General features: G+C 72.6%; 29 protein-coding genes and 1 tRNA gene. 17 read left to right on the top strand and 13 right to left on the bottom strand.

Annotated elements, in window-relative coordinates:
- Positions 1-77: 77 nt before the first annotated feature.
- From SJY07_RS12735 to SJY07_RS12715, 5 genes are read right to left on the bottom strand one after another with little or no spacing between them, the layout of a single operon-like run.
- Positions 78-1,538, bottom strand: coding sequence for a peptidoglycan D,D-transpeptidase FtsI family protein (locus tag SJY07_RS12735; RefSeq protein WP_380159555.1), 1,461 nt, complete (start codon positions 1,536-1,538; stop codon positions 78-80).
- Positions 1,535-2,908, bottom strand: a complete 1,374-nt coding sequence (locus tag SJY07_RS12730) for an FtsW/RodA/SpoVE family cell cycle protein (protein WP_380159554.1) — start codon at positions 2,906-2,908, stop codon at positions 1,535-1,537. Before SJY07_RS12730 ends, SJY07_RS12735 begins: the two co-directional genes overlap by 4 nt.
- Positions 2,908-4,284, bottom strand: coding sequence for a PP2C family protein-serine/threonine phosphatase (locus SJY07_RS12725; RefSeq protein ID WP_380159552.1), 1,377 nt, complete (start codon positions 4,282-4,284; stop codon positions 2,908-2,910). The genes SJY07_RS12730 and SJY07_RS12725 overlap by 1 nt, the downstream gene beginning before the upstream one ends.
- A 3-nt stretch (positions 4,285-4,287) precedes the next feature.
- Positions 4,288-4,770 carry an FHA domain-containing protein gene (locus SJY07_RS12720; protein WP_380159550.1) on the bottom strand — a complete coding sequence of 161 codons (483 nt, stop codon included), beginning with the start codon at positions 4,768-4,770 and terminating at the stop codon, positions 4,288-4,290.
- Between the two features lie 28 nt (positions 4,771-4,798).
- Entirely contained in the window at positions 4,799-5,503 is a 705-nt protein-coding gene (locus tag SJY07_RS12715; RefSeq protein ID WP_328293873.1) for a DUF3662 and FHA domain-containing protein, read from the bottom strand.
- Positions 5,504-5,670: 167 nt separating this feature from the next.
- On the opposite strand from SJY07_RS12715, the gene SJY07_RS12710 reads away from it, so the two are divergent.
- Positions 5,671-5,754, top strand: a tRNA-Leu gene (locus tag SJY07_RS12710).
- Positions 5,755-5,809: 55 nt separating this feature from the next.
- Here the strand turns inward: SJY07_RS12710 and SJY07_RS12705 are convergent.
- Positions 5,810-6,730 carry an SDR family oxidoreductase gene (locus tag SJY07_RS12705; protein WP_380159548.1) on the bottom strand — a complete coding sequence of 307 codons (921 nt, stop codon included), beginning with the start codon at positions 6,728-6,730 and terminating at the stop codon, positions 5,810-5,812.
- A gap of 80 nt (positions 6,731-6,810) precedes the next feature.
- Here SJY07_RS12705 and SJY07_RS12700 point away from each other — a divergent pair, with 80 nt between their 5' ends.
- The 7 genes from SJY07_RS12700 (at position 6,811) to SJY07_RS12670 (ending at position 11,630) form a co-directional block, all read left to right on the top strand.
- On the top strand, positions 6,811-7,461 hold the full coding sequence (locus SJY07_RS12700) for a TetR/AcrR family transcriptional regulator (protein WP_380159546.1): 651 nt from the start codon (positions 6,811-6,813) through the stop codon (positions 7,459-7,461).
- Positions 7,462-7,516: 55 nt separating this feature from the next.
- Positions 7,517-7,948 carry a PPOX class F420-dependent oxidoreductase gene (locus SJY07_RS12695; RefSeq protein WP_380159544.1) on the top strand — a complete coding sequence of 144 codons (432 nt, stop codon included), beginning with the start codon at positions 7,517-7,519 and terminating at the stop codon, positions 7,946-7,948.
- Positions 7,949-7,957: 9 nt separating this feature from the next.
- Positions 7,958-8,578 carry a hypothetical protein gene (locus tag SJY07_RS12690; protein WP_380159542.1) on the top strand — a complete coding sequence of 207 codons (621 nt, stop codon included), beginning with the start codon at positions 7,958-7,960 and terminating at the stop codon, positions 8,576-8,578.
- A gap of 89 nt (positions 8,579-8,667) precedes the next feature.
- On the top strand, positions 8,668-9,606 hold the full coding sequence (locus SJY07_RS12685; protein WP_380159541.1) for a carbohydrate kinase family protein: 939 nt from the start codon (positions 8,668-8,670) through the stop codon (positions 9,604-9,606).
- A gap of 1 nt (position 9,607) precedes the next feature.
- Positions 9,608-10,252: a class II aldolase/adducin family protein gene (locus tag SJY07_RS12680; protein ID WP_328293879.1), complete on the top strand. Its 645-nt coding sequence runs from the start codon at positions 9,608-9,610 to the stop codon at positions 10,250-10,252.
- A 122-nt stretch (positions 10,253-10,374) separates the two neighbouring features.
- The gene (locus SJY07_RS12675; protein WP_328293880.1) at positions 10,375-10,620 is read left to right on the top strand and encodes a PspC domain-containing protein; all 246 of its coding nucleotides are present in this window, start codon (positions 10,375-10,377) and stop codon (positions 10,618-10,620) included.
- A gap of 179 nt (positions 10,621-10,799) precedes the next feature.
- Entirely contained in the window at positions 10,800-11,630 is an 831-nt protein-coding gene (locus SJY07_RS12670; RefSeq protein WP_328293881.1) for an SDR family oxidoreductase, read from the top strand.
- 3 nt (positions 11,631-11,633) lie between these two features.
- On the opposite strand, the gene SJY07_RS12665 is transcribed toward SJY07_RS12670, so the two are convergent.
- On the bottom strand, positions 11,634-13,268 hold the full coding sequence (locus SJY07_RS12665) for a tetratricopeptide repeat-containing diguanylate cyclase (RefSeq protein ID WP_328293882.1): 1,635 nt from the start codon (positions 13,266-13,268) through the stop codon (positions 11,634-11,636).
- 66 nt (positions 13,269-13,334) lie between these two features.
- Between SJY07_RS12665 and SJY07_RS12660 the strand changes: the two genes are divergently transcribed.
- On the top strand, positions 13,335-14,984 hold the full coding sequence (locus tag SJY07_RS12660; protein ID WP_380159537.1) for a P-loop domain-containing protein: 1,650 nt from the start codon (positions 13,335-13,337) through the stop codon (positions 14,982-14,984).
- A 65-nt stretch (positions 14,985-15,049) separates the two neighbouring features.
- A complete protein-coding gene (locus SJY07_RS12655) occupies positions 15,050-17,257 on the top strand; it encodes a putative bifunctional diguanylate cyclase/phosphodiesterase (protein ID WP_380159535.1) in 2,208 nt (735 codons plus the stop codon).
- Here the strand turns inward: SJY07_RS12655 and SJY07_RS12650 are convergent.
- The gene (locus tag SJY07_RS12650) at positions 17,221-17,475 is read right to left on the bottom strand and encodes a hypothetical protein (protein WP_380159533.1); all 255 of its coding nucleotides are present in this window, start codon (positions 17,473-17,475) and stop codon (positions 17,221-17,223) included. The genes SJY07_RS12655 and SJY07_RS12650 overlap by 37 nt on opposite strands.
- A 150-nt stretch (positions 17,476-17,625) precedes the next feature.
- On the opposite strand from SJY07_RS12650, the gene SJY07_RS12645 reads away from it, so the two are divergent.
- Positions 17,626-17,910: a hypothetical protein gene (locus SJY07_RS12645; RefSeq protein WP_328293886.1), complete on the top strand. Its 285-nt coding sequence runs from the start codon at positions 17,626-17,628 to the stop codon at positions 17,908-17,910.
- Here the strand turns inward: SJY07_RS12645 and mscL are convergent.
- On the bottom strand, positions 17,907-18,332 hold the full coding sequence (gene mscL / locus SJY07_RS12640) for a large conductance mechanosensitive channel protein MscL (RefSeq protein WP_380159531.1): 426 nt from the start codon (positions 18,330-18,332) through the stop codon (positions 17,907-17,909). The genes SJY07_RS12645 and mscL overlap by 4 nt on opposite strands.
- A 47-nt stretch (positions 18,333-18,379) precedes the next feature.
- Here mscL and SJY07_RS12635 point away from each other — a divergent pair, with 47 nt between their 5' ends.
- Positions 18,380-19,510: a lycopene cyclase family protein gene (locus SJY07_RS12635; protein ID WP_380159529.1), complete on the top strand. Its 1,131-nt coding sequence runs from the start codon at positions 18,380-18,382 to the stop codon at positions 19,508-19,510.
- Positions 19,511-19,513: 3 nt separating this feature from the next.
- Here the strand turns inward: SJY07_RS12635 and SJY07_RS12630 are convergent, their stop codons facing one another.
- The gene (locus SJY07_RS12630) at positions 19,514-20,122 is read right to left on the bottom strand and encodes a YceI family protein (RefSeq protein ID WP_328293889.1); all 609 of its coding nucleotides are present in this window, start codon (positions 20,120-20,122) and stop codon (positions 19,514-19,516) included.
- Between the two features lie 78 nt (positions 20,123-20,200).
- The gene (locus SJY07_RS12625) at positions 20,201-20,854 is read right to left on the bottom strand and encodes a DAK2 domain-containing protein (protein WP_380159527.1); all 654 of its coding nucleotides are present in this window, start codon (positions 20,852-20,854) and stop codon (positions 20,201-20,203) included.
- Between the two features lie 84 nt (positions 20,855-20,938).
- Between SJY07_RS12625 and SJY07_RS12620 the strand changes: the two genes are divergently transcribed.
- From SJY07_RS12620 to SJY07_RS12610, 3 genes are all read left to right on the top strand, one after another.
- Entirely contained in the window at positions 20,939-21,448 is a 510-nt protein-coding gene (locus tag SJY07_RS12620) for a GNAT family N-acetyltransferase (protein ID WP_380159525.1), read from the top strand.
- Between the two features lie 204 nt (positions 21,449-21,652).
- Positions 21,653-21,901 (top strand): hypothetical protein, encoded by a 249-nt coding sequence (locus SJY07_RS12615; RefSeq protein ID WP_380159522.1) that lies wholly within the window; start codon positions 21,653-21,655, stop codon positions 21,899-21,901.
- Between the two features lie 52 nt (positions 21,902-21,953).
- The gene (locus tag SJY07_RS12610) at positions 21,954-23,798 is read left to right on the top strand and encodes a glycoside hydrolase family 15 protein (RefSeq protein ID WP_380159520.1); all 1,845 of its coding nucleotides are present in this window, start codon (positions 21,954-21,956) and stop codon (positions 23,796-23,798) included.
- A gap of 10 nt (positions 23,799-23,808) precedes the next feature.
- Here the strand turns inward: SJY07_RS12610 and SJY07_RS12605 are convergent, their stop codons facing one another.
- Positions 23,809-24,183, bottom strand: coding sequence for a DUF427 domain-containing protein (locus SJY07_RS12605; RefSeq protein ID WP_380159518.1), 375 nt, complete (start codon positions 24,181-24,183; stop codon positions 23,809-23,811).
- A 112-nt stretch (positions 24,184-24,295) separates the two neighbouring features.
- Here SJY07_RS12605 and SJY07_RS12600 point away from each other — a divergent pair, with 112 nt between their 5' ends.
- Positions 24,296-25,336, top strand: coding sequence for a GGDEF domain-containing protein (locus SJY07_RS12600; RefSeq protein WP_380159516.1), 1,041 nt, complete (start codon positions 24,296-24,298; stop codon positions 25,334-25,336).
- 2 nt (positions 25,337-25,338) lie between these two features.
- On the opposite strand, the gene SJY07_RS12595 is transcribed toward SJY07_RS12600, so the two are convergent.
- On the bottom strand, positions 25,339-25,854 hold the full coding sequence (locus SJY07_RS12595) for a GNAT family N-acetyltransferase (protein ID WP_380159514.1): 516 nt from the start codon (positions 25,852-25,854) through the stop codon (positions 25,339-25,341).
- A gap of 287 nt (positions 25,855-26,141) precedes the next feature.
- On the opposite strand from SJY07_RS12595, the gene SJY07_RS12590 reads away from it, so the two are divergent.
- A complete protein-coding gene (locus SJY07_RS12590) occupies positions 26,142-26,360 on the top strand; it encodes a DUF4287 domain-containing protein (RefSeq protein ID WP_328293897.1) in 219 nt (72 codons plus the stop codon).
- The last annotated feature ends 1 nt before the right edge of the window (position 26,361 follow it).

The following is a 26,361-nucleotide window of genomic DNA, read 5'->3' as shown; positions in this document are numbered from 1 at the left end:
TGGCCAGTCGTCGTGTCCGTCACAGCTCTCCCCGTCCCGCGTCTGCTCCTGTTGATCCTGCCCGGCGAGCGTCCGTCTCACCCATCGAGCGCCGCTTCCATGACCGTCTTGGCCACCGGCGCGGACAACCGTCCACCGTAGGCGCTCTCGGTCGACCCGCCGTCCTCGATCACGACGGCGACGGCGACCTTCTTGCCGCCCTTCTCCGCGAAGGAGGTGAACCAGGCGTAGGGCGGCAGGCCCGCACCGTGCTGCGCGGTCCCCGTCTTCCCCCCGACCGTGGCGCCGTCGATCTGGGCCCGGGTGCCGGTCCCGGAGGAGACGACGAGCTCCATCATCTGCTGCAACGTCTTCGCCGTACCGGAGCTGACGGCGCGGCCGAGCTCTTCCGGCGCGGGTTCCTCGATGACGTCGGCGGAGTCGGAGTCGCGCACGTTGGCGATGAGGTTGGGCTTCATGACGACCCCGTCGTTGGCGATGCCGGCCGAGAGCATCGCGACCTGCAACGGCGTCGCGACGTCGCTGCCCTGGCCGATCGCGGAGTAGGCCAGCAGCGGCCCGGCGACGGCGTCGCCCGTGGGGTAGCGGCTGGTCGCGACGGAGGTCGGGATGGACAGCGACTGCCCGAACCCGAACTTCGCCGCCTGCGACTCGATGGTGTCGGCGCCGAGCTTGAGGCCGAGCGAACCGAACGCGGTGTTGCAGGAGATCTTGAGGGCGTCGGCCAGTGACACCTTGTCGCCCGGGCCGCAGGCGGTGCCCTCGTCGTTCTTCAGGGTGTTGCTGGTCTGCGGCAGTGCGAGTTCCTGCGGTCCGTCGAGCTGGGTGTCGGCGGTGTAGTCGCCGCTCTCCAGCGCCGCGGCGGCGGTCACGAGCTTGAACGTCGACCCCGGCGGGTAGAGCGAGCCGGTGGCCCGGTTGATGAGCGGGTCGTCCTCGTCGGCGTTCAGCGACTTCCAGGACTGCGCCTCGGCGTCACCGTCGTGGGTGGCCAGGGTGTTCGGGTCGTAGCTGGGGCTGGAGACCATCGCGAGGATGTCGCCGGTGTCCGGGTCCAGCGCGACGACGGCCCCCTTGCGCCCGTCGAGGGCGTCCCACGCGGCCTGCTGGACCTTGGGCCGCAGCGTCAGCGTGACGGAGGCGCCCTTGGGCTGTTCGCCCGTGAGCAGGCTGGAGAGGTTGCGGTAGAACAGCTCGTCGGCGGACCCGGCGAGGACGTCGTTCTCGGCCCGCTCGATGCCCGAGGTGCCGTAGCGCAGCGAGTAGTACCCCGTCACGGGCGCGTACAACTGGCCCGCGGCGTAGGTGCGCAGCCGGTCGTACTGGTCGTCGGACGTCACGCTGGACGCGATCGCGGCCCCGCCGTCGACGAGGATCGCGCCGCGTTCCCGGCCGAACTCCGCGTAGAGCTGCCGCGAGTTGCCCGGCATCGCGTTGAGCTGGTCGGCGCGCAGGAACTGGATCCACGTCGTCGAGGCGAACAGCGCGAAGAACAGGAAGGCGACGACGAGGGACAGGCGTCGCAGGGGCCGGTTCACGGGATCCTCACCGCCTGGGTCGCACCCGTGTCGCCGTCGGGGCCGTTGCGGACCTCCGCGGCGGGACGACGGGCGAGGTCGGAGACCCGCAGCAGCAGGGCCACGACGATCCAGTTCGACACCAGCGAGGACCCGCCGGCGGCGAGGAACGGCATCGTCAGACCGGTCAGCGGGATGACGCGGGTGACGCCGCCGACGACGACGAACACCTGCAGGGTCACCGAGAACGCCAGACCGGCGGCGAGCAGCTTCCCGAACCCGTCGCGGACGCCGATCGCGGTACGCATGCCCCGCTCGACGAGCACCACGTAGAGGATCAGGACGGCGAACAGCCCGACGAGGCCGAGCTCCTCCCCGAGGGAGGAGTAGATGAAGTCGGAGTTGGCGTACGGGACGGTCTGCGGACGGCCCTCACCGAGGCCGGTGCCGAGCAGCCCGCCGTTGGCCATGCCGTACAACCCCTGCACGAGCTGGAAGCTGGAACCGGTGCGGTTCTCGGCCGTGAAGGGGTGCAGCCAGATGTCGACGCGGGCCTCGACGTGGCCCATCGTCCGCGCCGCGAAGACCGCGGCGGCGGAGAACATCAGCAGCCCGAGCACGATCCAGCTGACCCGCTCGGTCGAGACGTAGAGCACCGCGACGAACAACCCGAAGAACAGCAGGGACGTCCCGAGGTCGCGCTGCAGCACCAGGATGCCGATGCTCGCGACCCACGCCAGCAGGATCGGGCCGAGGTCGCGGGCGCGCGGCAGCTGCAGGAACAGCACCTTGCGACCGGTGAGGCTCAACGCGTCCCGGTGCACGACGAGGTAGCCGGCGAAGAAGATCGCCAGGCAGATCTTCGCGAGTTCCCCGGGCTGGAAGGTGAACCCGGCGAGACCGATCCAGATCCGGGCGCCGTTCACGGTGCGGCCCAGGCCGGGGACCATCGGCAGCAGCAGGAGGACGAGACCGGCGACGGCCGCCGTCCAGGTGTAGCGGCGCAGGATGCGGTGGTCGCGCACGAACACCAGCACGACGCCGGCGGCGATGATCCCCAGCGCCGACCAGAGGAACTGCCGGGACGCCGAGGAGGTGTCCAGCGCCTCGTCGAGGCGGTGGATCATCACCAGCCCGATGCCGTTGAGCAGGGTCGCGACGGGCAGCAGCAGCGGGTCGGCGTGCTTCGCGCGCCAGCGCAGGACCAGGTGCAGCAGGACCGCGAGACCCCCCAGACCGCCGGCGTAGGCGAAGAGGTTCGGGGGTAGCGCCCCGTCGATGGTCAACCCGACGACGGCCCAGGCGCCGCCGGCGATGACGACGGCGAGCAGCACGAGCAGCAGTTCCACGTTGCGGCGGGTGGTGGGGTAGACGGGCAGCACGGTCGCCATCAGCCGGCACCTCCGCAGTCCTCGGGGGTCAACGTCTGCGTGGGGCTCGCGCTCGGGGTCGCGCTGGGAGAACCCGTGGGTGCGGTCGTGGGTGCGGTCGTCGGCACGCTCGCGGGTGCCGTCGTGGGCGTGGGCGTCGGCGTGGTGGCCGCGCGGCAGGCCGCGGCGAGGTCCTCGAGGTTCTGCACCGTGTCGTGGGCCCCGGCGAGGTCGCGCGCCGAGATCCTCGCCTCGACGCGGGTCGACCAGTAGGTGGGCAGGTCGGAGACGGAGATGTCGGTCGACTCCAGCACGTGCGACGTGGACAACGGGCCGATGTCCTGGGTGAGGCCCTGGTAGACCGCGACGGTCTTCCCGTCGACCCCGATGAAGTACTGCTGCTGGCTCCACCGCCAGCCGCCGAAACCCCCGGCGACGAGCAGCAGGACCAGCAGCACGGGCCCGGCGATCCAGCGGCGGCGACGCCGTCGGCGTTCGCGCTCGGTCAGGGGCGGCTGATCGTCGTCCTCCGAGTCGTCGCCGGAGTCCTCCTGCCGCGCGCGCAGGGCGGCGGCGCGGGCCGCCGGGGTCCCGGCGGCGGAGGAGCGGCGGGGACGGTGGAACGCGGCGGCGCCCACGACCTGCGGGGTGGTGGAGGGCGGTGGCCCGCCCCCGAGTTCGACGACGTCGGCGACGATGCAGGAGATGTTGTCCGGACCCCCACCGCGCAGCGCCAGTTCCACGAGGCGCTGGCACGTCGCGTCGGGGTCCATCCCCGCGGCGAGCGTCTCGGTGAGGGTCTCGTGGCTGACGACGCCGGACAGCCCGTCGCTGCAGAGCAGGTAGCGGTCGCCCGGCTTCGCCTCGCGGACCGAGACGTCGGCCTCGTCGTCGTCGCGACCGGTGAGGACGCGCATGATCACCGAACGTTGCGGGTGGCGTTCGGCCTCCTCGGGGCTGATGCGGCCCTCGTCGATGAGGCTCTGCACGTAGCTGTGGTCCTTCGTCAGCTGCGTGAGCTGACCCTCGCGCAGCAGGTAGCCGCGCGAGTCGCCGATGTGGGCGAGGACGAGTCGACTGCCCGCCCGCAGGATCGCGGTGACCGTGGTGCCCATCCCGGACAGGTCGGGTTCGTCCTCGACCCGGCGGCGCAACTGCCCGTTGGCGGCGTCGAGGGCGGTGTGCAGGTGCTGGGCGGCGTCGTCGCTGCCGTGCGACTCCCCGTCGAGGACGGAGAGCTCCCCGACGGCGAGCGAACTCGCGACGTCACCGCCGGCGTGACCGCCCATCCCGTCGGCGATCACGAGCAGGTGCGGCCCGGCGTAGCCGGAGTCCTGGTTGTTGCTGCGTCCGAGTCCGACGTCGGAGCGCGCGGCGTAGTTCAGCGCGATGGCCACGGGCTACCTCCGGAGTTCGAGCACGGTCTTGCCGATGCGCAACGGCGTGCCGGGCTCGAAGGGGGCGGGGGTGGTCAGCTTCTCGCGACCGAGGACGGTTCCGTTCGTGGACTGCAGGTCCTCCACGACCCAGCCGTCACCGGCGGGGTTCGCGGTGATCCGCACGTGCTTGGTCGAGGCGTACTCGTCGTCGAGGACGAGCGTGCAGTCGGCGCCGCGGCCGATGAGGACGGCGGCCTGGCCGAGGCTGAGCGTCGTCCCGCGCAGCGAACCCTCGGTGACGACGAGGGTCGCCCGCTTGGGGCGCACCGGTTCCGGGGGCTGGGCGGCCTCACGCGACGGCTTCGCCTTCGCCCGTTCCGTCCGGCGCGTGGTGACCCGCGTGCCCAGCAGGTCGGCGCGCAGGACGCTGACGATCGCGAGGACGAAGAGCCAGATGACGATCAACAGCCCCAGTCGCAGGACGGTGAGGGTCAGTTCGCTCACGGAGCCGTTCCCCTCGCCGCGCCCGGGGTCACGTCCAGCCCTCGTCCCGGCGCGCGGAGTGGAACACCAGCTTGGTGCGCCCCACGGTGATCGTCGTGCCGTCGAAGAGGTCCATCGAGGAGACCCGTTCGCCGTCGACGAAGGTGCCGTTGGTGGAGCTGAGGTCGGACAGCCGTGCACCCTGGCCCACGACGCGGATCTCGGCGTGGCGGCGTGAGACGCCCGGGTCGTCGACGACGACGTCCGCGTCGGAACCGCGGCCGATGACCGTCACCGACTCCGCCAGCACGTAGCCGCGCCCGTCGACCTCTAGTCGCGGCCGGCCCGCGTCGGCGGTCTTCGGGGTGGACGGGGCGACCCGGCCCTTGACGGTGGAGGAGAGGACGCGGAAGACGCCCGTCTCCAGGTCGTCGGCCTCGTGGAAGTCGACGCGGACCGGGCCCACGAAGGAGTAGCGCTGCTTCTCGGCGTGCTGGGTCACGGCCGCGACGAGCTCGTCGGCGAGGGTGTCCTGCCAGGAGGCGATCTTCTCGTGGTCGGCGGGGCCGAGCTCGACGATGAAGCTGTTCGGGACGAGCGTGCGCCCGCGGGACAGCACAGCCGCCCGGTCGTCCAGCTCACGGCGCAGGGCGCTCGCGACCTCGACGGGCTGCACCTCGCTGCGGAAGGCCCGCGCGAAGACGCCGTTGACGGCGCGTTCCACGCCACGTTCGAAGCGGTCCAGGACTCCCACGTCGAGCCTCCTCCCAAGATCGTCACCGATGGTCCAGCCCTCGGCATGGTAGCCGGGACGCCCCCTCCTGCCGGTGTGGACGCGGTGCACGCCGGTGGAGCTGTCGTGATGGGCCGTCCCGCCCGTGTCCTCCGGACCGTCCGGGGGCTGGTACGGTTTAGATGTCTGCGCGAGTGGCGGAATAGGCAGACGCGCACGGTTCAGGTCCGTGTGCCCGAAAGGGCGTGGGGGTTCAACTCCCCCCTCGCGCACAGATGGCGAAGGCCCCGGTCGAGAGACCGGGGCCTTCGTCGTTCCCGGCCTCCCTCACACGGGGACCGTTGCGCCCGGCCCCACCCGGACTCCGGTGAGGGACTCCCCGATCGCCCACGCGACCCTCGGCAGGTCCTGCCCCCTGGCGCTGCGCGGGATCGCCACCTGCTTGCTCGGGCCCACCAGCCCGAGGCGGGAGGGCCCGTAGAAGCCACCCTGCTCGGCCGCCGGGTCCGCGGCGGCGAACAGCAGCGGTTCGGCGCCCTGCCACGGTTCCTGCGAGGGGATCACGGTGTGCCGCACGGGCGGGAGGTCCACGGTGCGTCCGAGGTTGCGGCCGGCGGTCTGCAGGTTCGTGCGGGTGTAGCCGGGGTGGGCGATCGTGCTGAGCAGACCCCAGCCGTTCTCGCGGGACAGCTCGGCCAGCCGCAGACCCAGGAGCGTGTCCGCGAGCTTCGACTGCGCGTAGGCCAGCGCCGGGCGGTAGCGCGCGGCCCAGTTGAGGTCGCGGACGTGCAGGCGCCCGATCCCGGCGGCCGCGCTCGACATGGTCGCGACCCGCGGCGCGGGTCCTTCCAGCAGCAGCGGCAGCAGGTGCACGGTCAGGGCGAACGGCCCGAGGAAGTTCGTCCCGAACTGCAGCTCGAAACCGTCGGCGGTGAGGGTGCGCTGCGGCGGGATCATCACGCCGGCGTTGTTGACGAGGGTGTCGAGGCGGCCGTCGGCGTGGATCCCGTCGGCGAACTCGCGGACGCTCGCGAGGTCGGCCAGGTCCAGGCGCCGGACGGTGAGGTCCGCGCCGGGCACCGCCTCGGCGATCTCCCGGGCGGCGGCCTCGCCCTTGGCGAGGGTGCGGACGGCGAGGACGACGGAGGCCCCCGCGCCGGCGAGGCGCTTCGCGGCCTCCTTGCCGGTGCCGCTGTTGGCGCCGGTGACGACGATGCGGCGCCCGGACTGGTCGGGGACTGCGTACACGGTGACTCCTGGGGATTCGTGGGACCATCAGACCGGTGGTCTGTTGGAAAGGTAACAGACCGACGGTCTCTAAGGAAGTCATGTCCCAGCAGTCCTTCGTCCGTGCGCGCACCGACGACCAGCGCGCCGCGCGCCGCGAAGCGATCCTCACGACCGCGGGGGAGTACCTCGACGAGGTGCGGGTCGCCGACCTCGGCCTCAACGAACTCGCCCGCCGCGTCGGCCTGGCCAAGTCGAACCTGCTGCGCTACTTCGAGTCCCGCGAGGCCGTGCTGCTGGAACTCCTCGACCGTGCCCACGCGGAGTGGCTGGACGCCCTCGAGCAGCGCCTCGACGGCGACCAGGACCCCGAGGTCCTGGCCCTCGCCATCGCCGAGACCGCCGCCGCCCGCCCCCGGTTCTGCGAACTCGTCTCCGCCTCGACCGGGATCCTCGAGCACAACGTCTCCGCCGAGGTCGCCGCCGCCCACAAACGGGCGTCGCTGCACCTCGCGCGCCGCCTCGCCCGGCTCGTCGGCTCCGACGACGGCCCCCGCGCCATGGCGGTCACCGGTGTCGTCCTGGTGACCATCGCCGGGCTGTGGTCGATGTGCCGCCCGTCGGAGGGGATGCTCCAGGCCTACCGGGAGAACCCCGAGCTCGCCGTCTTCCGCATCGACTTCACCACCGGCGTCCGCGAACTCGTCGCGACCTTCCTCGCCGGACTGGCGGTCCGGGAACCGCGGCTCTGAGGGTCGCTCCACCGGACCGCGGGAAGAACGGCGCCCGCCCCGGACTTCCTCCCCCATGACGGACCCGCAGAACGACCTGCTCGACCTCGTCGCCTCCACCCGCAACAGCGTCCTCGTGACGCTGAAGCGCGACGGGCGACCGCAGCTGTCCAACGTCAGCCACCACCTCGACCGCGCCACCGGCCTGATCCGCATCTCCATCACCGCCGACCGCGCCAAGTCCAAGAACCTCGAACGCGACCCGCGCGCCAGCCTGCACGTCACCTCCCCGGACTTCTGGAGCTGGGTCGTCGTCGAGGGCGACGCCACGCTCTCCGCCGTCGCCGAGCGCGAGGACGACGAGGCCGTCGAGGAGCTCGTCGACCTCTACCGGGCGCTCGCGGGCGAGCACCCGGACTGGGACGACTACCGCCGCGCGATGGTCGCCGACCGGCGACGTGTCGTCCGGCTGCCCGTCGGGCACGTCTACGGGCAGCCGCCGCAGTAGCTTCGGCGCATGGCCGTCATCCACCAGGCGCAGCTCACCCCCACCAAGCTCGAGGCGTTGTCCGACTGGCTGCCGCGGCAGCCGTGGAGCGGGGTCGCGGCCGGCGCGGAACTGCTGCAGGTCGGCCGCTTCCGCTTCGACGACCCCGCCGGTGAGGTCGGGGTCGAGACGATGCTGGTGCGGGTCGGGGAGGGCCCGGTGCTGCAGGCGCCGCTGACCTACCGCGCGGCTCCGCTCGAGGGGGCCGAGGAGTTCCTGGTCACGACGATGGACCACTCCGTCCTCGGACCGCGCTGGGTCTACGACGCCGTCGGCGATCCCGTCTACGCCGACGTCCTGCACCGCGCGATCGTCACCGGGGGCACCGAGGCGGACATCCAGGTCGCCGTCGACGGGCGCTTCGAGCCCGGCCCCAAGTTCGCCACGGCCCGGGGCAGCGGATCGGCGTCGGACGCCCCGACGATCACGTCGGTCCAGGTCGCGACGGTCGGCGCGGTCACGACGATCACGACCGCCGCAGGTGACCTCGTCGTGCAGCGCGTGCTCGGCGGCGACGTGCCCGCCGGTGAGACCCTCACCGCGTCCTGGGGCGACGACCACTCCGCCGTCCTCGTCACCACCCCCTCCTGAGCCTTGCGGGCGGGAGGGGATCCTCCGAGACTGGCGCGGAAGATCACGAGGGCGGATCGTCGTCGACCGTCCCGACGAGAGGACGTTCGATGCCGCAGGTCGTCTCCTTCGGAGCGCACATCGCCGACGCGCTGGGGTGGCCGTTCACGGCCGTCCCGCCGGGACAGCAGCTCGCCCCGCTGGAGCAGATCCGGTTCACCGTCGCCGGGACCGCGGCCGCACCGGCGGTGAACCTCGCGAAGCTCGGCGTCGACGTGGCCAGCGTCGGCCGGGTCGGTGCGGACACCATCGGTGACTTCGTCCGCACCACCATGACCGGCTACGGCGTGAACGTCGACCACCTGCTCACCGACCCCGACCGGCAGACCTCGGCGAGCCTGCTGCCGATCCGCGCCGACGGTTCCCGGCCGGCGCTGCACGTCATCGGCGCGAACGCGGGGCTGCGGGAGGAGGACGTCCCCTGGGACGTCGTCGCGCAGGCGGAGGTCTTCCACCTCGGCGGGTTGTTCGTCCTGCCGGGCATCGACGGCGAACCCGCCGGGCGGATCCTTCAGCGCGCGAAGGAACTGGGGTTGACCACCACCGTGGACTTCCTCATGAGCCCGCGCCCGGACGCCGTCGAACTCCTCGAACCCGTCCTGCCCCACGTCGACTACCTCATGCCGAACATCGAGGAGGCGGGGTGGCTCGTCGGCACCGAGGACCGCGCCGAGATCATCACCTGGTTGCACGGCAAGGGGGTCGGCTGCACGGTCCTCACCCTCGGCGGCGACGGCGTCAGCGTCGCCCGCAACGGTGAGGCGGAGACCGTCGTCCCCGCGTTCGACGTCGATGTCGTGGACACGACCGGCTGCGGGGACGCGTTCACATCGGGTTTCATCTCCGGGTTGCTGGAGGGGCTCGACCTGATCGTCGCCGCCGACCGCGGCTTGGCCTGCGGCAGCCTCGTCGCCACCGGGCTCGGCTCCGACGCCGGGATCGTCGACCTCGCCCAGGTCGAGGAGTTCCGCCGGGCGGGGCGGGCCTGACGTGCTGGAGCGCGAGCGGGGAGAGGTCGTGGAGTTCGCCCGGCGGATGGTCTCCGACGGTCTCGTGGTGGGCACGTCGGGGAACGTGTCGGTGCGGGCGGGGGAGTTCGTCGCCGTCACCCCGAGCGGAACGGACTACGGGACGATGACGTCGTCCGACGTCGTGGTGGTGGACCTCGCCGGGGAGGTCGTGGCGGGTTCGCTCAGACCCACCTCGGAACTCCCGCTGCACCTCGTGGCCTACCGCGAGCACGGGGCCGGAGCGGTCGTGCACACCCACTCCCCGGCCGCGACGGCGCTGTCGTTGCTGCGCGACGAACTCCCGCCCGTGCACTACCAGATCGCGATGTTCGGCGGTTCCGTCCTCGTCGCCCCGTACGCCACGTTCGGCACGGAGGAGTTGCGCGACAACGCCTCCCGGTCCCTGGAGGGTCGGAGCGCGGTGATCCTGAAGCACCACGGGACCCTCACGACGGGCGGGGACCTGCGGGGTGCCTACGACCGGGCGCGGCAGCTGGAGTGGTTGTGCGACGTCTACCTGCGCGCGGCCGCCGTCGCGGAACCCGCGGCACTCCCGGCCGACGAGATCGAACGCGTCGTGGCGAGGTTCGCCGACTACGGCCAGCCCCCGACGGCCCGGGGGTAGGGAGCCAGGGTCGACTCGGGGATCGTTCAGGGTTCGTCCCCGATGTCGGGGTGACCCGGTGGCGGCACGGTTGAGCCATCGGCACCGCACGGTGCGGAACGCCACGACGAAGGAGCACCACCGTGAACGCCATCCACACCGGCTTCGCCCGCCAGGGACTGTCCCGCCCCCAGGACCGCCGTCTCCTCGGCGGGGTCTGCGCCGGCCTCGCCGAGCGCTTCGGGCTGGACCCCTGGGTGATGCGCGCCGTCTTCATCGCGACCCTCGTCGTGATCCCCGGCAGCCAGGTGCTGATCTACCCGGTGCTGTGGGTGCTCATGCCGTCGAAGGGCGTGGCGACCGTCCCCACCGGCTACCCGGCCGGCTGACCCCCGGGGCGGCGTCCCGTCCGGACGCGTGGTGGGTGCACGTGTGGGTGTGACGATCCGGGCGCCAGGGCGACGTCTTCGGCGCACCCACGGCTCACTCCACGTGGTGACACCGATGGGTGCGACACCCAGGCGCAGTGGGGTGACCACACGACGCCCGGCGGTGGCAGTCTGGAGCCATGGACCTCATCGCAGTCACCGGCGCCACCGGAGCGGTCGGCGGCCGGATCGCCCGGGCGCTGTCCTCGGCCGGTGTCCAGCAGCGACTCGTCGTGCGTGACGCCTCCCGCGCCCCGGACCTGCCGGGGGCCGGGGTGCGGACCGCGAGCTACGGCGACGCGAAGGCGCTGAAGCACGCGTTCCACGGGGTCCACACGCTGTTCTTCGCCTCCGCGGCCGAGGACGAGCACCGCCTCGACCAGCACCGCTCGGTCGTGGAGGCCGCGGCCGCGGCGGGGGTGCAGCGGGTCGTCTACACGTCGTTCCTCAACGCCGCCGCGGACTGCACGTTCACCTTCGGTCGCGACCACTTCGCCACCGAGGAGATGCTGAGCGCGGCGAAGTTCGGGACGACGTTCCTGCGCGACTCCTTCTACTCCGACATCCTCCCGGAGTTCGTCGTCGACGGAGCGCTGCGCGGCCCGGGCGGAGCGGGCCGGCTGGGCGCGGTCGCCCGCGCCGACGTCGCCGAGGTCGCGGTCGCCGCCCTCCTCGACGACGCCCACGCCGGCCGCAGCTACGACCTGACGGGTCCGCAGGCGCTGACGTTCTCCGAGATCGCCGCGACGATCTCCCGCGTCCAGGGTCGGGAGGTCACCTACGTCGAAGAGACGCTGGAGGAGGCCTACGACGCGCGGGCGGGTTTCGGCGCGCCCGACTGGATGGTGGAGGGGTGGGTCAGCACCTACACGGCCATCGCGAAGGGTGAGCTCGACGTCGTCTCGGGCGACGTCGAGGCCGTCACCGGTCACCCCGCGCGCAGCCTCGAGGACGTCCTCGGCGGACGGTGAGGGTCAGCGGACGGTGAGGTACCGCGTCAGCACGCGGTCGCGTCCGGCGGCCTTCGCCGCGTACAGCAACTCGTCGGCCGCGCGCAGCAGGTCGTCCGCGCCCTGCGCGCCTCCGACGCCGGTGAGGATCGCCCCGATCGAGACGGTGACGTGCAACCCCGGCGCCACTTCGTCCCAGCAGGTCTCGGAGACCTTGCGGCGCAACCGGTCCAGCCGCGACTGCATCCCGTCGGCGAGATGGTCGACGCGTTCGGGGCCGGACAGCAGGCAGACCAGGGCGAACTCCTCGCCCCCGATGCGGGCGAGCACGTCACGACGACGGACCTCCTCGCGCATGATCACCCCCAGCCGGCGCAGGACCTCGTCACCCACGGCGTGACCGAACGTGTCGTTGACCCGTTTGAAGTGGTCGACGTCGAGCAGGGCGACGCAGACGAGGTCGCGCTCGCAGGCACCCGCCAGGAGTTCCGGCAGGGCGACGTCGAAGGACCGGCGGTTGTCCAGACCGGTCAGCGGGTCCTCGTGGGCCTGACGACCCAGCGACGCCGCCTCCTGGCGCAGCTCGCTGAGTTCCACCGTCTGCCCGAGGAGACGGGCCCGCACCTCCGCCGTCTGGGTCCGTTGCGTCGTCTCGAGGTCGTGGAAGCGGCGGTAGGCGGCCAGGGCCTCGCGGAACTGTCCGAGTTCCTCGTGGCACTGGGCGGTGTTGTGGAACGCGCGGGCGAGCACGCTCGCGTCGTGGACCTCCGTGGCCAGGACGACGACGTCGTCGAACCGTTCGACCGCCTCGGCGAACGCGCGGCGGCGTTGCGCGTCCATCGCCAGGGTCTCCAGCACGCCCACCTCCAGGCCGCGGTACCCGTGCTCACGGGTGAGGGTCATGGCGGTGGCGAGGGTCGTCTCGGCGACCTCGGCGTCGCCCAGGTACGCCGAGAGGGTTCCGGAGTTCAGCAGCGACAACGCCTGCCGGTAGGGGTTCCCGACCTCGTCGGCGAGGACGAGCGCGCGCTGGGAGAGGTCGACCCCGCGGTGCAGCCGGTCGGTGTCGACCTCGCGTCCGGAGTGCGCCTCCTGCACCACGAGGTCGGCCGTGTTCGTCAGGAGGCAGAACACCGTCTCGCTCGACACCCCGCCACCGGCGATCTCCTCCGAGGCCCGGTCGAAGAGTTCCGCGGCCGCGGCGAAGTCGCCCATCGCGGACCGGATCGTCCCGGCGCGGTTGAACGTGCCCGACCGCAGTTCCGGGTCGTCGAGGGTGACGGCGCGTTCGATGCTGCGCTCGATCGACTCCAGCGCCTCGTCGTAGAGGGCGAGGTTCAGGTAGGCGAAGGACAGCAGGTTGAGGGCGTCCACCTGCCCGCCCCGGTCCCCGAGCCGTTCGGCGACCAGCACGGCCTCGTTGCCGGCGCGGGCGGCGTCCTCGACGTCGCCCAGGCGCAGGGCCTGGTTGCAGACGAGCCGCAGGGCCAGGGCGAGAGTGGCGTCGTCCCCCGCGGCGGCGGCGATCACCACCGCCTGCTCGGCCAGCAGTCGCCCGCCGCGGTAGTCGCCCCGGGTGCGGGCAGCCTCGGACCGCGCCAGCAGGTCCGACGTGTCGTCGGCCGCTGTCGCGTCGCCCTGGGCACGCTCCGTCAGCACCCTGACAGCATCGACCACGGGCGGCTGACCTTGACAGTGCCCCACCCGGAAGGATCATTGGCCCGCGTGGATCTGCACGAGACCCTGGAGCGACTCGACGGGGGCCCGTACGCCCGGTACCGCTCGCTGACCGGTCGGCCCTGGCCGCTGGCCCCGGGGATGACGGCGACGCTGACGCACCCGCAGGCCGACCCGTTCGCGCCACCGTCGCGGTGGGAGGTGCGTCTCGCCGACACCCCGTTCGCGGCGCTCGACCTGCGCCCCGCGGTGCGGCGGCGGGCCCTCGCGGGGTTCCTCGCCCGCTCGGCCGCCGCCCCGCGATCCGCCTTCCGCGTCGACGCCGGCGGTCAGGAGGTGCTGCAGCGCAGCAGCTTCGAGGTCTCCGTCGACGGGAGTGCGCTGCTGCGCCTCGGTTACCACCTGCCGGGTCCACGACGTCGGATCGACGGCCGCACGGCCGCGGCCGACCTCGCCCGGGAACTCCCCGACCTGCTCGCGGACCACGTCCTCGGCGTCGACCTCGCTGCCGCCCGCGCGTTCGTGGACGCGGTCGAGGACGCCGACCACCTGCGTCGCGCCCTCCCCGGACGGGGGCTCGTCGCCTTCGTCGCCGACGGAGCGGTGCTGCCGCGGGCCAGCGGGGTCGACGACCGACCCGCCCGTGGGGCCGTTCCCTTCGCCTCCCCGGAGTCGCTGCGGGTGAGCGTCGACCTGCCGCACCGGGGGGCGACCACCGGCATGGGGATCCCCACGGGCGTGACCGTGATCGTCGGCGGCGGCTTCCACGGCAAGTCGACGCTGCTGCGCGCCCTGGAGAGCGGTGTCCACGATCACGTGCCGGGCGACGGTCGCGACCTGGTCGTCACCACCGGTGACGCCGTCGCGATCCGCGCGGAGGACGGTCGCAGCGTCACCCGCGTCGACGTCGGCGCCTTCGTCACCGGCCTGCCGGGCGGGCTGGACCCCCGTGACTTCTCCACCGCCGACGCCTCGGGATCGACGTCGCAGGCCGCGGCGACCCTGGAGGCGCTCGAGGCCGGGTCGCGGTTGCTGCTGATCGACGAGGACACCGCGGCGAGCAACCTCATGGTCCGCGACGCCCGGATGCAGGAACTCGTCGCCAAGGCCTCCGAACCGCTGAACCCCTTCGTCGACCTCGTCCGCTCGCTCGGCGAGGACCACGGCGTCTCCACCGTCCTCGTCGTCGGCGCCTCGGGGGACTACCTCGACGTCGCCGACCGGGTCCTGCTGATGGACTCCTACCGCTGCACCGACATCACCGCCCGGGCCCGCGAGGTCGCCGCCCGCCCGACCGGCCGGGTCGTCGAGGCGGGCCGGTTCCCGCCCGTCCGCGCCCGCGTCCCGGAACCGGGCAGCGTCGACGCGACCGCGAAGGGGAGGCGGCGGATCTCGGCCGTCGCCACCGACACCCTCCGCTTCGGCGAGCACGACGTGGACGTCCGCGCCGTCCGCCAGTTCACCGACGCCGGCCAGGTCACCGGGGCGGGGTTGGCCCTCGACCACGCCGTCGCGGCCGGTCACCTCGACGGCCGGCGCACGCTGGCGCAGGTCCTCGACTTCCTCGACGCCGACCTCGCCGGTCCGGTCGCGGACTGGGTCGACGGTTCGCCCTCCGACGTCGCCGTTCCCCGCCGGCACGAGGTGGCCGCCGCCCTCAACCGGCTCCGCGTCCTCCGGGTCCGCCACCTGCGCTGACCCGGGGCCCCAAACCCACCGATCGGCCCAGCCAGAACCAAGATCACCCCGTCGATCCCTTCCCGGTGACGAACAGCCCGGCACGACCGGACGCCCGGGTGACGGTCGTCGCCCTGGCCTGCGTCGCCGTGGGCGCGGCCCTGCTCCTCCCGGTGGACCGGCCCGTGTCCTCCGCGCTGCTCGCGGGCGCCCACCTGGTGGCCGTCCTGGTCCTCGCCCGCGGGGCGCAGCGCCGCACCGACGACGTCGTCTGGCGCTGGTTCGCGGGCGCGGCCGTCGTCGTGGGCGTCCAGCCGGTGCTCGCCCTCGTCACGGGCGAGCGGAGCCTGGGGCTCCTCGGCGGGTGCGTCCTCGCGGCCATCCCCCTCGCCTACCAGGGGTTGGTGCGCTGGAACCGCTTCCGCACCTACACCTCCGACCCCGGCGACTTCCTCAACGGCCTCAGCGCGGTGCTGGCCTGCACCGGCGCCGGGATCGTCGCCCAGCAGCGCTTCCACGTCCTGCCGGCCGGGTGGCCCGACTGGAAGGTGCAGCTGTGGCTGCTGGTCGCGGGGTCGATGGTCATCCTGCTCGGGACCGCCCTGACGGTCGCCGGCGTCGGCGGCCTCTCCCGGGACCCCCGCATGTGGCTGATCCTGGTGGCGCTCGCCGGCGTCGGACTCGTCAGCTCGACCCTGCGCGGGCACCCCGGCGACGCCGTCCGCGGCCAGGCCGCGTGGACGCTCGCGTTCCTGGTCATCGCCTACGCCTCCACCCGTCGCGGGCGACCGGTCCCCGTCGCCGCGACGAGCCAGGCCCCGGCGGTCGGCGCGCTCATCGTGCTCGCCCTCGCCGTGGTGGTCCTCGTCGCCGACGGACGGGCCGGCGGCTGGCACGCGACGGCCTACGCCTCGGTCGCCATCCTCGGCATCACCTTCCGCGTCGTGCACCTGGTCCGCGAGCTCGCCCAGCTGGCCGAGTCGCGCCACCAGGCCCTCACCGACGAGCTCACCGGGGTCGGCAACCGGCGCGCGCTGGTCCGCGAACTCGAGGACCTCGTCGGGCGTGGTCTGCCCGCGGCGATGCTGCTGCTCGACGTCGACCACTTCAAGGAGGTCAACGACCGGCAGGGCCACCACGCCGGCGACGACCTGCTGCGTCGCGTCGCGGTGAGCGTGCGGCGGGCCCTGCCCGTCGACGCCGTGCTCACCCGCATCGGCGGTGACGAGTTCGCCGTCGTCATGCCGGGCCGGGACGAGGACCAGGCCGTCGAGATCGCCGCCACGGTGCACCGGGCCGTCGCCGCGCAGGTCGAGATCGGGCTCAGCATCGGGGTGCGGTCGCTGCCCGCCGGGGGTTTCGACCCCGACCGGTTGCTGCGCCAGGCCGACGCCGCGATGTACACCGCGAAGACCGCCGGCGGGGGTGTCAGCCTCTACGACTGCGAGGTCGACGCCCGGCTGCGCGACCGGGCCGCGCTGGTGGCCGACCTGAAGGCCCTCGTCGGCGCCGGGGAGCAGCAGATGCGGCGCGAGATCGCCGTGCACTACCAACCGCAGCTCGACGTGGTGACCCGTCGGGTGGTCGGGGTCGAGGCCCTCGTCCGCTGGCAGCACCCCACGCGCGGACTGCTGCCCCCGTTGACCTTCCTCGACCTCGTCGAGGAGCACGGTCTGATGGACGCCCTGACCGCGCACCTGCTCCAGCGGGCGGTCGAGGAGTCGAGGCCCTGGAGCGACGGCGGCGTGCCGCTACGCATCTCGGTGAACCTGTCCGCGTCGTCGCTGACGCACCCGGGCCTGCTGTGCCTGGTCGACCGCGTCCTCGAGCAGACCGGTCTCGCCCCGGGCCGCCTCGTCCTCGAGGTGACCGAGACGACCCTCATGGCCGATCCCGACCTGGCCCTCGCCGTCACCCACGAGCTGACCCGCCGCGGGGTCCAGCTGAGCATCGACGACTACGGGACGGGCTACTCCTCGCTGGCCTACCTGACCGACCTCCCCGCGACGGAGCTCAAGCTGGACCGCGCCTTCACGATGCGCGTGCTCGCCGAGCCCCGCACCGCCGAGATCGTCGAGGCCACCGTGGCGCTCGCGCACCGGCTGGGGCTGCGCGTCGTCGCGGAGGGGGTCGAGGACGAGGCGACCCTGACGGTCCTGCGGGGTCTCGACGTCGACGAGTCCCAGGGCTACCTGCACGCGCGGCCGCTACCGCCGGCGGAGTTCGCGGCCTGGCTGGCGGCCGGAGCGCGGCGGGATCAGGTCGTGGGGGCGCCCGCGCCGCGCGGGGTCTGACCCTGCTGGTTACGACCGAACTGGCCACCTCCCGGGAACCCGGACTGCTCCCGGGTGGTGCCGCCGGCGGCGTCCCCGCGGGTCGCGGCGTACGCGACCCCGCCGGTCAGGCCGGTGACGACGACGACCGTCGCGATCGCGACGACCGGCTTCTGCCACCACGGCGACCGGCCCGGCGCGGTGGGGCCGGCGATCGGCTGGGGGAACGGCTCACTCACAGGGGACTCCTCGGACGCGGTGCTCACCGCCCACAACGGCTGGTGTCCTCCGACGTTCGGCACCGATCCTGTGATCTCGCCCAGGACGGGGTCAGGACGAGGTGGGAACTCCCGCGTGCGGGGGCACGCTCCAGCCAGCAGGGTGGGCGGATGAGCACCGAGAGCACCGACAGCAACGAGAGCACCGATCAGGTCGACGTGTTCGACAACGCCGAGGTCCACGCCGTCGAGGAGGGCGGCAGCCGCGAGAACGCCCGCTCCTCCGACTCCGGCCCGATCCCCAGCCCTGCCCGCGACCCCCAGGACCCGTTCGGCCTCGAGGACGACGTCGCGGACGGGACCGGTGCGGGCGACCCGACGGCCGGGGTGCAGATCTCCGCGGAGGACCTCGCCGAGGCCGTCCCCGGCGACGACGGGCCCACCGGGACCCGCTAGTCCCTGGTGTTCAGGGTCGGCGTGGTCCCGCCGGTCTGGCGGGCGAGCAGGTCGCGGATCTCGGTGAGCAGCAGGACGTCCTCGGACGGCGCCTTGGGCTCCGCGACCTCACCCCGCTTGCGCAGGGCGAGGAGCTTGTTGACCGGCAGGACGATCACGAAGTAGACCGCAGCCGCGATGACCACGAAGTTGATGATCGCCGCGATGATGGCTCCGAAGCGGAACTCCGCGTTGTTGAGTTCGACGATCCACAACTGACTGGTGTCGGGAGCGCCCCCGATGGCCGCGATGAGCGGGGTGATGAGGTTGTCCACGATGGATTTGATGATCCCCGAGAACGCCGCCCCGATGACCACCGCGACCGCCAGGTCGATGACGTTGCCCCGCAGGATGAAGTCCTTGAAACCGTTGACGATGTTCACGCCAGTTCCCTTCTCGAGCTCAGTGGTCCGTGAGGAACCCTAGGGGCATGGCTGACACGCGCACCAGGCTCACGATCGTCGGCCTCGGCGCGGCGGGCTCGAGCCTGGCCTGGCGTCTGGCCGGCACCGACGTCCCCTTCGACGTGGTCGAGGCCCCCCGCGGCGCGACCCAGCGGACCCAGGACCGCACCTGGAGCACCTGGGGGGCGAGCGGTCCCGGCCCGTTCGGTCACCTCGTCGCCGCGTCCTGGCCCCGGGTCCGCGTCGTCGGGGAGGACGGGACCGTCACCGCTGACCTCGGCTCGTGGCGCTACCGGATGCTGCACTCCACCGACCTCGACCGGGCCGTCCGCGAGCGCCTCGCCGCTCACGGGGTCCCCGTGCGGGAGGAGGTCGTCGACGACGCTGCCGCGTTGGGGGGCCGCATCGTCGACACCCGACCCGTTCCGGTGCCGCGCACGGGTCGCACGCTGTTGTGGCAGCACTTCCTGGGTCACCGGGTCCGCACCGCCCGCCCGGTCTTCGACCCGCGCACGGTCACGCTGATGGACTTCCGCACGCCGCAGCCCGCGGGCGGGGTCGCGTTCGGCTACGTCCTGCCGACGTCGCCGACGGAGGCGCTCGTCGAGTACACCGAGTTCTCGGTCGACCTGCTCACCGACGAGCAGTACCGGGACCGGCTGGGTTCGTACCTGGAGCGCGCGGGGATCGGTGCGCACGAGGTGCTGGGGGAGGAGCGCGGGGTCATCCCGATGACCGACGCGCGGTTCCCGACGTCGGGCGACCCGCGGGTGCTGCGCTGGGGGGCGAACTCCGGTTCGGTCCGGCCCTCGACGGGCTACTCGTTCACGGCCCTGCAGCGCCAGGCGGACGACCTCGCCCGGCAGGCGGTGCGGGGGGAGGGGCTGCGGCTGCCGCCGGCGCACCGGCCGCGGCACCTGCTCATGGACTCCCTCGTCCTGCAGGCGATGGCCACCGGCCGGGTGGACGGTGCCCGGTTCTTCGTGGACCTGTTCCGGCGCAACCCGGTTCACCGCGTGCTGGGTTTCCTCGACGGCTCCACGAGCCCCGTCGAGGACCTCCGCCTGATGGCGACGTCCCCCCGCGCCGCGATGCTCCGCACCGTCCTCGCCCGTGGTCCCGCTGGGTTTCCCCGCAGGATCACGGGCGGGAGGTGAGGGTCAGGCGTTGAGGACGGCTTCGATGTCGAGTTCGAGGTCGACCTTGTCGGAGACGACGAGGCCCCCGTTGTCGAGCTTGGCGTCGAAGGAGAGGCCGAAGTCGCGACGGTTGATGGTGCCCTTGGCCGAGAACCCGGCTCGGGTGCCGCCGTAGGCGTCGGGGCCGAAGCCGGAGACCTCGAGGCCGAGGGTGATCGGCCGGGTGACGCCCTTGAGGGTCAGGTCGCCGGTGAGGACGAAGTCGTCGCCGTCGTGGGTCAGCGAGGTGGAGCGGAACGAGGCGGTGGGGTGGTTCTCGATCTCGAAGAAGTCGCCGCTCTTGATGTGACCGTCGCGCTGCTCGTTGAACGTGGTCACGGTGGTGACGTCGACCTCGGCGGTGACGGCCGAGCCGGCCGGGTCCTGGCTGGTGACGATCTCGCCGGACACGGAGCCCAGGCGGCCGCGGACCTTGCTGACGGCCATGTGGCGCACGGTGAAGGACACCTCGGAGTGCGAGGCGTCGATGGTCCACGTCCCGGCCAGGTAGCCGGGGACGACGGGCAGTGCGCCCGTCGTCGTCGTGGTGGTGGACTCCGCGTCCTTGGTCTTTCCGCCGAACCAGCCCATGGTGACCTCCGCTAGGTGTTTGCAGCTTCAACTGCTCACCAGTGACGGTACACGGAGGTCGTTCAAGCGTCAACTACTTCAGACGACGGTGCCCCGTTCGAAGAACCAGGTCACCACGAGGGCTCCCGGGTCCACGACCCCGTCGACCACGGTGTGCCGGGTCCCGTCGGCCGCGGCGCGGTAGGCGGCGTGCAGAGCGGCCACCGCCGGGACGTCCGCGACGTCGGCCCCGGCGAGGGCGTCGGCGGCCGGCGCCATCGCGTCGACGAGCGACCCGGCACCCGGTGCGGGTGCCCCGGCGCGCTGGACGGCGAACATCCCGGCCCAGGCCGCGTCGGCCAGTTCGTGGGTGCCGGCCTCGCGTCCGCAGGACCGCGCGAACTCCGCGAACCACGGCCCGAGCAGGGTGGGGATGCCGGGGACGGAGGCGAACCCGACCGCGACGGCGTCGAACACGTCCGCGGCCAGGACCGGTGGCGTCTTCGCCAGGATCGCGTCGGCGGCGCGGGCCGCCTCCTCGAGTTCCGGGCCGAGGCCGCGCAGCTCCTCCCCCCGGGAGGACACCTGCTCCTCGAAGCCTCGCCACCAGGCCAGCACGCGTCGCACGTCCAGGTCGGCCGCCCGCGTCCCCGCGACCGCTGCGACCCGGTGTCCGTCCTCGCGCAGTTCCAGGACGTTCTCCGCCTCGGTGGCGACGTCCGTCGCCACGCGGGTCGTCTGTCGTTCCTTCACGGTGCACCTTCCTCAACGCCGAGGATCACGCTCCGAACGAGCGTGGCACGCGGTGCGACGGATCGCCACCTCTAGTGTGGCAACGTGGACGTGGTGCTGAGGGGGGTCGACGAGGCCGACTGGCGGCGCTGGCGCGACCTGCGTCTGCGCATGCTCGAGGACACCCCGCTCGCCTTCGCCGAGACCCTCGAGACGGCCCGCCACCACGACGAGGCCGAGTGGCGCTTCCGCGTCCGCCGCACCCGCGAACCGGGGAGTTCCACCGTCGTCGCCCAGGCCGGCGAACGGTGGGTGGGCACCATGAGCGCCTTCACCCACCCGCAGGAGGGACTGTTCCTCGTCTCCGTCTTCGTCGATCCCGCTCATCGGGGTGCGGGGCTCGCGGACCGGTTGCTCGCCGAGGTCCTGCGCTGGGCGCGCAGTCGCCCCGGGGCCACCCGCATGACGTTGCACGTCCACGAGGACAACCCGAGGGCGCAGGGTTTCTACCGGCGCTGGGGTTTCCGCGACACCGGTGTCCGGGTTCCCTACAACCTCGACCCGACGCAGGACGAGGTGGAGATGCGCCTGGACTTCGCCGACCCCGGTCGCTGACTCCCCGGCGTGTGTTCCCGGGTTCCGAGGTGGTGCTGGGGCCCTCCGGGACCTGATCGTCCCGGCCAGGACGCCGCAGATTCCCGGAGGTCACGGAGAGTAGTCTCAAGAACAACTCCTCAGTGCTCAAGCGTGCTCAGGAACCCGCCGATGCTCGGGTTGTCGGTGACACTCAGTCCCGACCCTGACTGACTGGAGCTCGACGTGACCATGCCCCGCACGCTCGCCGCCGTCCTCGTCTCCGGTGCTCTCCTCGCCGGCGGCGCAGCCCTGGCGCCCGCCGCGTCGGCCGCCGGGAACCCCACCGGCACCACTGGTCACCTGCGCACCGTCACCACCACCGTCACCACCACCGTCAAGACGGCCGCGAAGGTCACCGCGACCACCGACGGCCACCTGCGCTCCGTCACCGACGGCCACCTCCGCTCGATCACCGCGGGTCACCTGCGCTGACACGCCGGGCCCTGTGTCCATCCGGGTGCTCCGCTCGGGAGAAGATGGGCCAATGGCCAGGATCGAGGACTACGCGCTCATCGGTGATCTCCACACCGCCGCGCTGATCGACCGCACCGGATCGATCGACTGGCTCTGCTTCCCGAGGTTCGACTCCCCGGCCTGCTTCGCCGCGTTGCTCGACACCCCGGACGCGGGACGCTGGCGACTGGGACCCGTCGGTGGGGCCACGTGCAGTCGCCGCCGCTACCGCGGCAGCTCGCTGATCCTGGAGACGGAGTGGGACACCCCGGACGGCACCGTCCGCGTCACCGACTTCATGCCGCCGCGCGGCAACCACCCCGACGTCATCCGCATCGTCGAGGGCCTCGAGGGCGAGGTCCGGATGAGTTCCGAGCTCGCCCTCCGCTTCGACTACGGGTCGATCGTGCCGTGGGTCCGCCGGCGCGGCGACGAGCTCGAGGCCGTCGCCGGACCGGACTCGGTCTGGTTCTGGAGCACCACCGACATCCAGGGGCGCGACCTCACGTCCGTCTCCGACTTCGTCATCACCGAGGGTGAGCGCGTCCCGTTCGTCCTGACGTGGGGCAAGAGCCACGAGAAGATGCCGCACCGCCCGGACCCCTTCCACGCGCTGCAGGACACCCTCGACTTCTGGGGGGACTGGAGCCAGGCGGAGACCGTCGAGGGGCACTGGGAAGAGGCCGTCACGCGGTCGCTGGTGGTGCTCAAGGCGATGACCTACGCCCCCACGGGGGGAATAGTGGCCGCGGTCACGACGTCGCTGCCCGAGGAGATCGGGGGCACCCGCAACTGGGACTACCGCTACTGCTGGCTGCGCGACGCCACCTACACCCTGCAGGCCATGCTGCTCTCCGGCCACGTCGAGGAGGCCGGGGCCTGGCGCGACTGGCTGCTGCGGACGGTCGCCGGCGACCCCGGCGACCTGCAGATCATGTACGGCCTCGACGGCACCCGGCGCCTGCCCGAGATGGAACTGCCGTGGCTCAAGGGCTACGAGGGCTCCTCCCCGGTCCGCATCGGCAACGAGGCCGCCGGCCAGCTGCAGCTCGACGTGTGGGGCGAGGTCCTGGACAGCCTCTTCCTCGCCCGCCAGGCCGGCCTGGAACGCGAGGACGACTCGTGGAACCTGCAGAAGGCCCTCATGCACCACCTCGAGGCGCGGTGGCAGGAGGCCGACAACGGTCTGTGGGAGATGCGCGGCGACCGCCGCCACTTCACCCACTCCAAGGTCATGGCCTGGGTCGCGGCCGACCGGATGGTGCGCAGCGTCGAGGAGTTCGGCCTGCCCGGACCGGTGCAGCGCTGGCGCCGCGTGCGGGACGAGATCCGCGCCGACGTCCTCGCGAACGGGGTCTCCCCGACGACGGGGACGTTCACCCAGTCCTACGGTTCCGACAACCTCGACGCGAGCCTGCTGCTCATCCCGCGCGTCGGTTTCCTGCCCTTCGACGACCCCCGCGTCGTGGCGACGGTCGACGCGATCCAGCGCGACCTGACCCAGGACGGGCTCGTGATGCGTTACCGGACGGAGGAGTCCGGCGACGGGTTGCCCGGTTCCGAAGGGGTCTTCCTGGCCTGCTCGTTCTGGCTCGTCGACGCCCTGCACGGCATCGGCCGGACCGAGGAGGCGCGGGCGCTGTTCAACCGCCTGCTGTCGCTGCGCAACGACGTCGGGCTGCTGGCCGAGGAGTACGACCCCGTCTCCAAGCGTCAGCTCGGCAACTTCCCGCAGGCCTTCAGCCACTTCCCGCTCGTCGTCGCCGCCCACCACCTCACCAGCGGTGACGGCGGCGGACGCAGCGACGAGGTGAGCGACGACGTGTCCGACGGGGTCGAGGAGACCCTCGGCGGCGAGGTCCCCGCCCACTCCTGACGCCTCGGGGTCAGTCCTCGACGGTGACCGAGACCCGGTCCGGGTAGAACGCCACGTGGCCGGTGATCGGGGCCACCGCGGGGGAGGCGTCCTCGTAGGTCCAGACCGCGTCGGTGAGCTCCGCACCGTCCACGGTCAGCGAGTAGTACGACGCCTCACCCTTGTAGGGGCACCACGACGTCGTCGCCGTCTTCGTCAGCAACACCGGGTCCAAGTCGGCCAGCGGCAGGTACTGCACGGCCGGGTAGGTCGACTCCTGCAGCGTCTGCGCCGACGTCGAGGTGGCGACCACGGTGTCGCCCACGCGCGCGACGACGCGCCCGGACGTCGGGGTGACGGTGATGGGGTGGTCCGGTCCGGGGGTCTTGTGCTGGCGAGTGCTCATGTCCAGGGCAACCCCCGGACGAGCCGCCCTCTTCCGCCGCGCCACTGCTCCGGAAGGACGAAGTTCGTCACCGGGGGGTTGAGACGTCGGACCCGGTGCCCGATACCGGAACGTGGACTCAACTCCCCGCACCGTCGGTCGGAAGGGTGCCCTGCTGTGGTCGCTGAGTGCCCGGAACCCGCGCTCGGCCCGCCTGTGGGCGGCCGTCGCGCTCATGACCACGATCGTGACCTGCCTGGTCTCCGGTGCCACCACCATGGGCGGACTGCACTCCGCCAAGATCATCGCCCTGCTCGGCCTGGGCGCGCTGTCGGCGGTGCTGCTGAGCCTGCCGGTCGAACGGACGGCGCCGCTGGTCGTCCTCGCTCCCCTCGCCGGGGTCGGGGCCGTCGTGTGGCTCGACGTGCTCAGCCACGACGCGGGGGTCACCGGCCAGGTCTTCTTCGTCGTCCCGGTCGTCTGGGCGGCCGCGCAGCTCCGGTTCGCGGGCGCGCTCGTCGTCACGGTCGCCACCCTCACGGGCGAGGCGGTCGTCGTCTTCACCTTCCTGCCCATCGACCAGGCCGTGACCGACTTCGCCTACCTGACCGTCCTGCTGCTGCTGGTCGGTGGTGTCCTCACCCGGGCCGGGGCCGCCCAGGAACGGCTCGTCGAGCAGTTGCGGCTCCAGGCCGGCGTCGACCCCCTCACCGGGCTCGTCACCCGCCGGGTCCTGGACTCCGCCACCGAGGCCGCCGTCCGCGCCACCGGGAACACGGCCCTCGTCGTCATCGACCTCGACCGGTTCAAGGCCGTCAACGACACCTTCGGCCACCTCGGCGGGGACGCGGCGCTCGCCCACGTCGCGAACCTGCTGACCGGCTGCTGCCGCGACGGCGACGTCGTGGCCCGGATGGGCGGGGACGAGCTCGCCGTCCTGATGCTGGACTGCACGGCCGAGACCGCCGCCCGTCGCGCGCAGGCGTTCGTCGACGTCGTCCGCCGCACGCCCCTCCAGCTGCCCGGCGGGGTCGTCGTGCCGCTCTCGATCAGCGCCGGGCTGTCGTCGATGACCCTCGGGGTGACCCGCGCCGAGGACCTCTACGCCCGCGCCGACTCCGCGCTCTACGAGGCGAAGCGGGCCGGTCGCGACCGTCTCGCCCACGCCGCCTGAGCTCAGCGCAGCCCGACGGCGTCCAGGCGCCAGAAGACCGCGTCGTAGACGAGGGTCCCCGTCATCCACTCCTCGTGGCCGTCCAGCAGCACGACCTGGAACGCGGCCGGTGGGATCCGCAGCGACGGCCGCCGGAAACCGAGGTCCGCACCTGCGCGGAACCCCAGCCGCGAGTAGTACCGGGGATCCCCCTCGAGGAAGAGCGCCGGGAACGTGGTCGCCTCGATCGCCGCCGCCACCAGGGCCTTCCCGACCCCCCGCCGCTGGTGCTGCGCCAGCACGCCGAGCGGGCTGAGGACCCCGACGTCGACCAGGCGCGGGGGCGCGTCGAGCAGGTTGCGACCGACCATCACGTGACCCACCACCGCGCCGTCCACCTCCGCGACGAGCGAGACCGGGTTCCCGGCGCGCAACGCGTCGGCCAGCTCGGCGACCTTCGCGCCGTGGTCGCCGAACGCGGCGAGGTGGACGTCACGGACGGCGTCGTGGTCCCGGGGTTCCTCGGGTCTGATGAGCACGACGGAGATTCGAGCAGACCGGTACCGACCCGTCGAGGGGTTTCCGTTCCCCGGGCGACCGCGGGGTGGACCCGCGGCGTGCGGTCCCGTCCCGCGGAGGGCGCACCCATCGGTGTCACCACGTGGAGTGAGGTGTGGGTGAGATGCATCCGGTGCCGGGGCGACCCCTTCGTCACACCCAGAGGTGCAACCACGCCCACGTGACACGCACGGCATCATCGGCGATGAGTCCTGGTGCGGCGACGAGTCTGCACAGCGCAGAGACCACGAACCGACAGGAGCCGACCGTGCCCGAACCCGTCAAGGGCCCCGCGTCCTACTTCCCCGCCATCGAGGCGAAGTACGGCCACCCCGTCGCGCACTGGCAGGAGGCGCTGCGTGAGCGCAGGGCCGAGCAGCCGGGGGTCAAGCACATGGAACTCGTCGCCTGGCTGAAGACCGAGCACGGCATGGGCCACGGCCACGCGAACGCGCTGGTGGCCGCCACCCCGGCCGAGGACGCGTGAG

Origin of the sequence: Kineococcus sp. R86509, from assembly GCF_042466365.1 — a bacterium.
In the GTDB taxonomy this organism is placed as follows: Bacteria; Actinomycetota; Actinomycetes; order Actinomycetales; family Kineococcaceae; genus Kineococcus.
The sequence above is the reverse complement of the archived record's forward strand: the minus strand, read 5'-3'. Positions and strand labels throughout refer to the sequence as shown.

What these genes read in the sequence shown, in the direction of transcription:
- SJY07_RS12730 (WP_380159554.1), bottom strand. Translation starts at nt 2,908, where the DNA reads ATGGCGACCGTGCTGCCCGTCTACCCCACCACCCGCCGCAACGTGGAA.
- SJY07_RS12700 (WP_380159546.1), top strand. Translation starts at nt 6,811, where the DNA reads ATGTCCCAGCAGTCCTTCGTCCGTGCGCGCACCGACGACCAGCGCGCC.
- SJY07_RS12695 (WP_380159544.1), top strand. Translation starts at nt 7,517, where the DNA reads ATGACGGACCCGCAGAACGACCTGCTCGACCTCGTCGCCTCCACCCGC.
- SJY07_RS12690 (WP_380159542.1), top strand. Translation starts at nt 7,958, where the DNA reads ATGGCCGTCATCCACCAGGCGCAGCTCACCCCCACCAAGCTCGAGGCG.
- SJY07_RS12685 (WP_380159541.1), top strand. Translation starts at nt 8,668, where the DNA reads ATGCCGCAGGTCGTCTCCTTCGGAGCGCACATCGCCGACGCGCTGGGG.
- SJY07_RS12670 (WP_328293881.1), top strand. Translation starts at nt 10,800, where the DNA reads ATGGACCTCATCGCAGTCACCGGCGCCACCGGAGCGGTCGGCGGCCGG.
- SJY07_RS12645 (WP_328293886.1), top strand. Translation starts at nt 17,626, where the DNA reads ATGAGCACCGAGAGCACCGACAGCAACGAGAGCACCGATCAGGTCGAC.
- SJY07_RS12635 (WP_380159529.1), top strand. Translation starts at nt 18,380, where the DNA reads ATGGCTGACACGCGCACCAGGCTCACGATCGTCGGCCTCGGCGCGGCG.
- SJY07_RS12630 (WP_328293889.1), bottom strand. Translation starts at nt 20,122, where the DNA reads ATGGGCTGGTTCGGCGGAAAGACCAAGGACGCGGAGTCCACCACCACG.
- SJY07_RS12610 (WP_380159520.1), top strand. Translation starts at nt 21,954, where the DNA reads ATGGCCAGGATCGAGGACTACGCGCTCATCGGTGATCTCCACACCGCC.
- SJY07_RS12605 (WP_380159518.1), bottom strand. Translation starts at nt 24,183, where the DNA reads ATGAGCACTCGCCAGCACAAGACCCCCGGACCGGACCACCCCATCACC.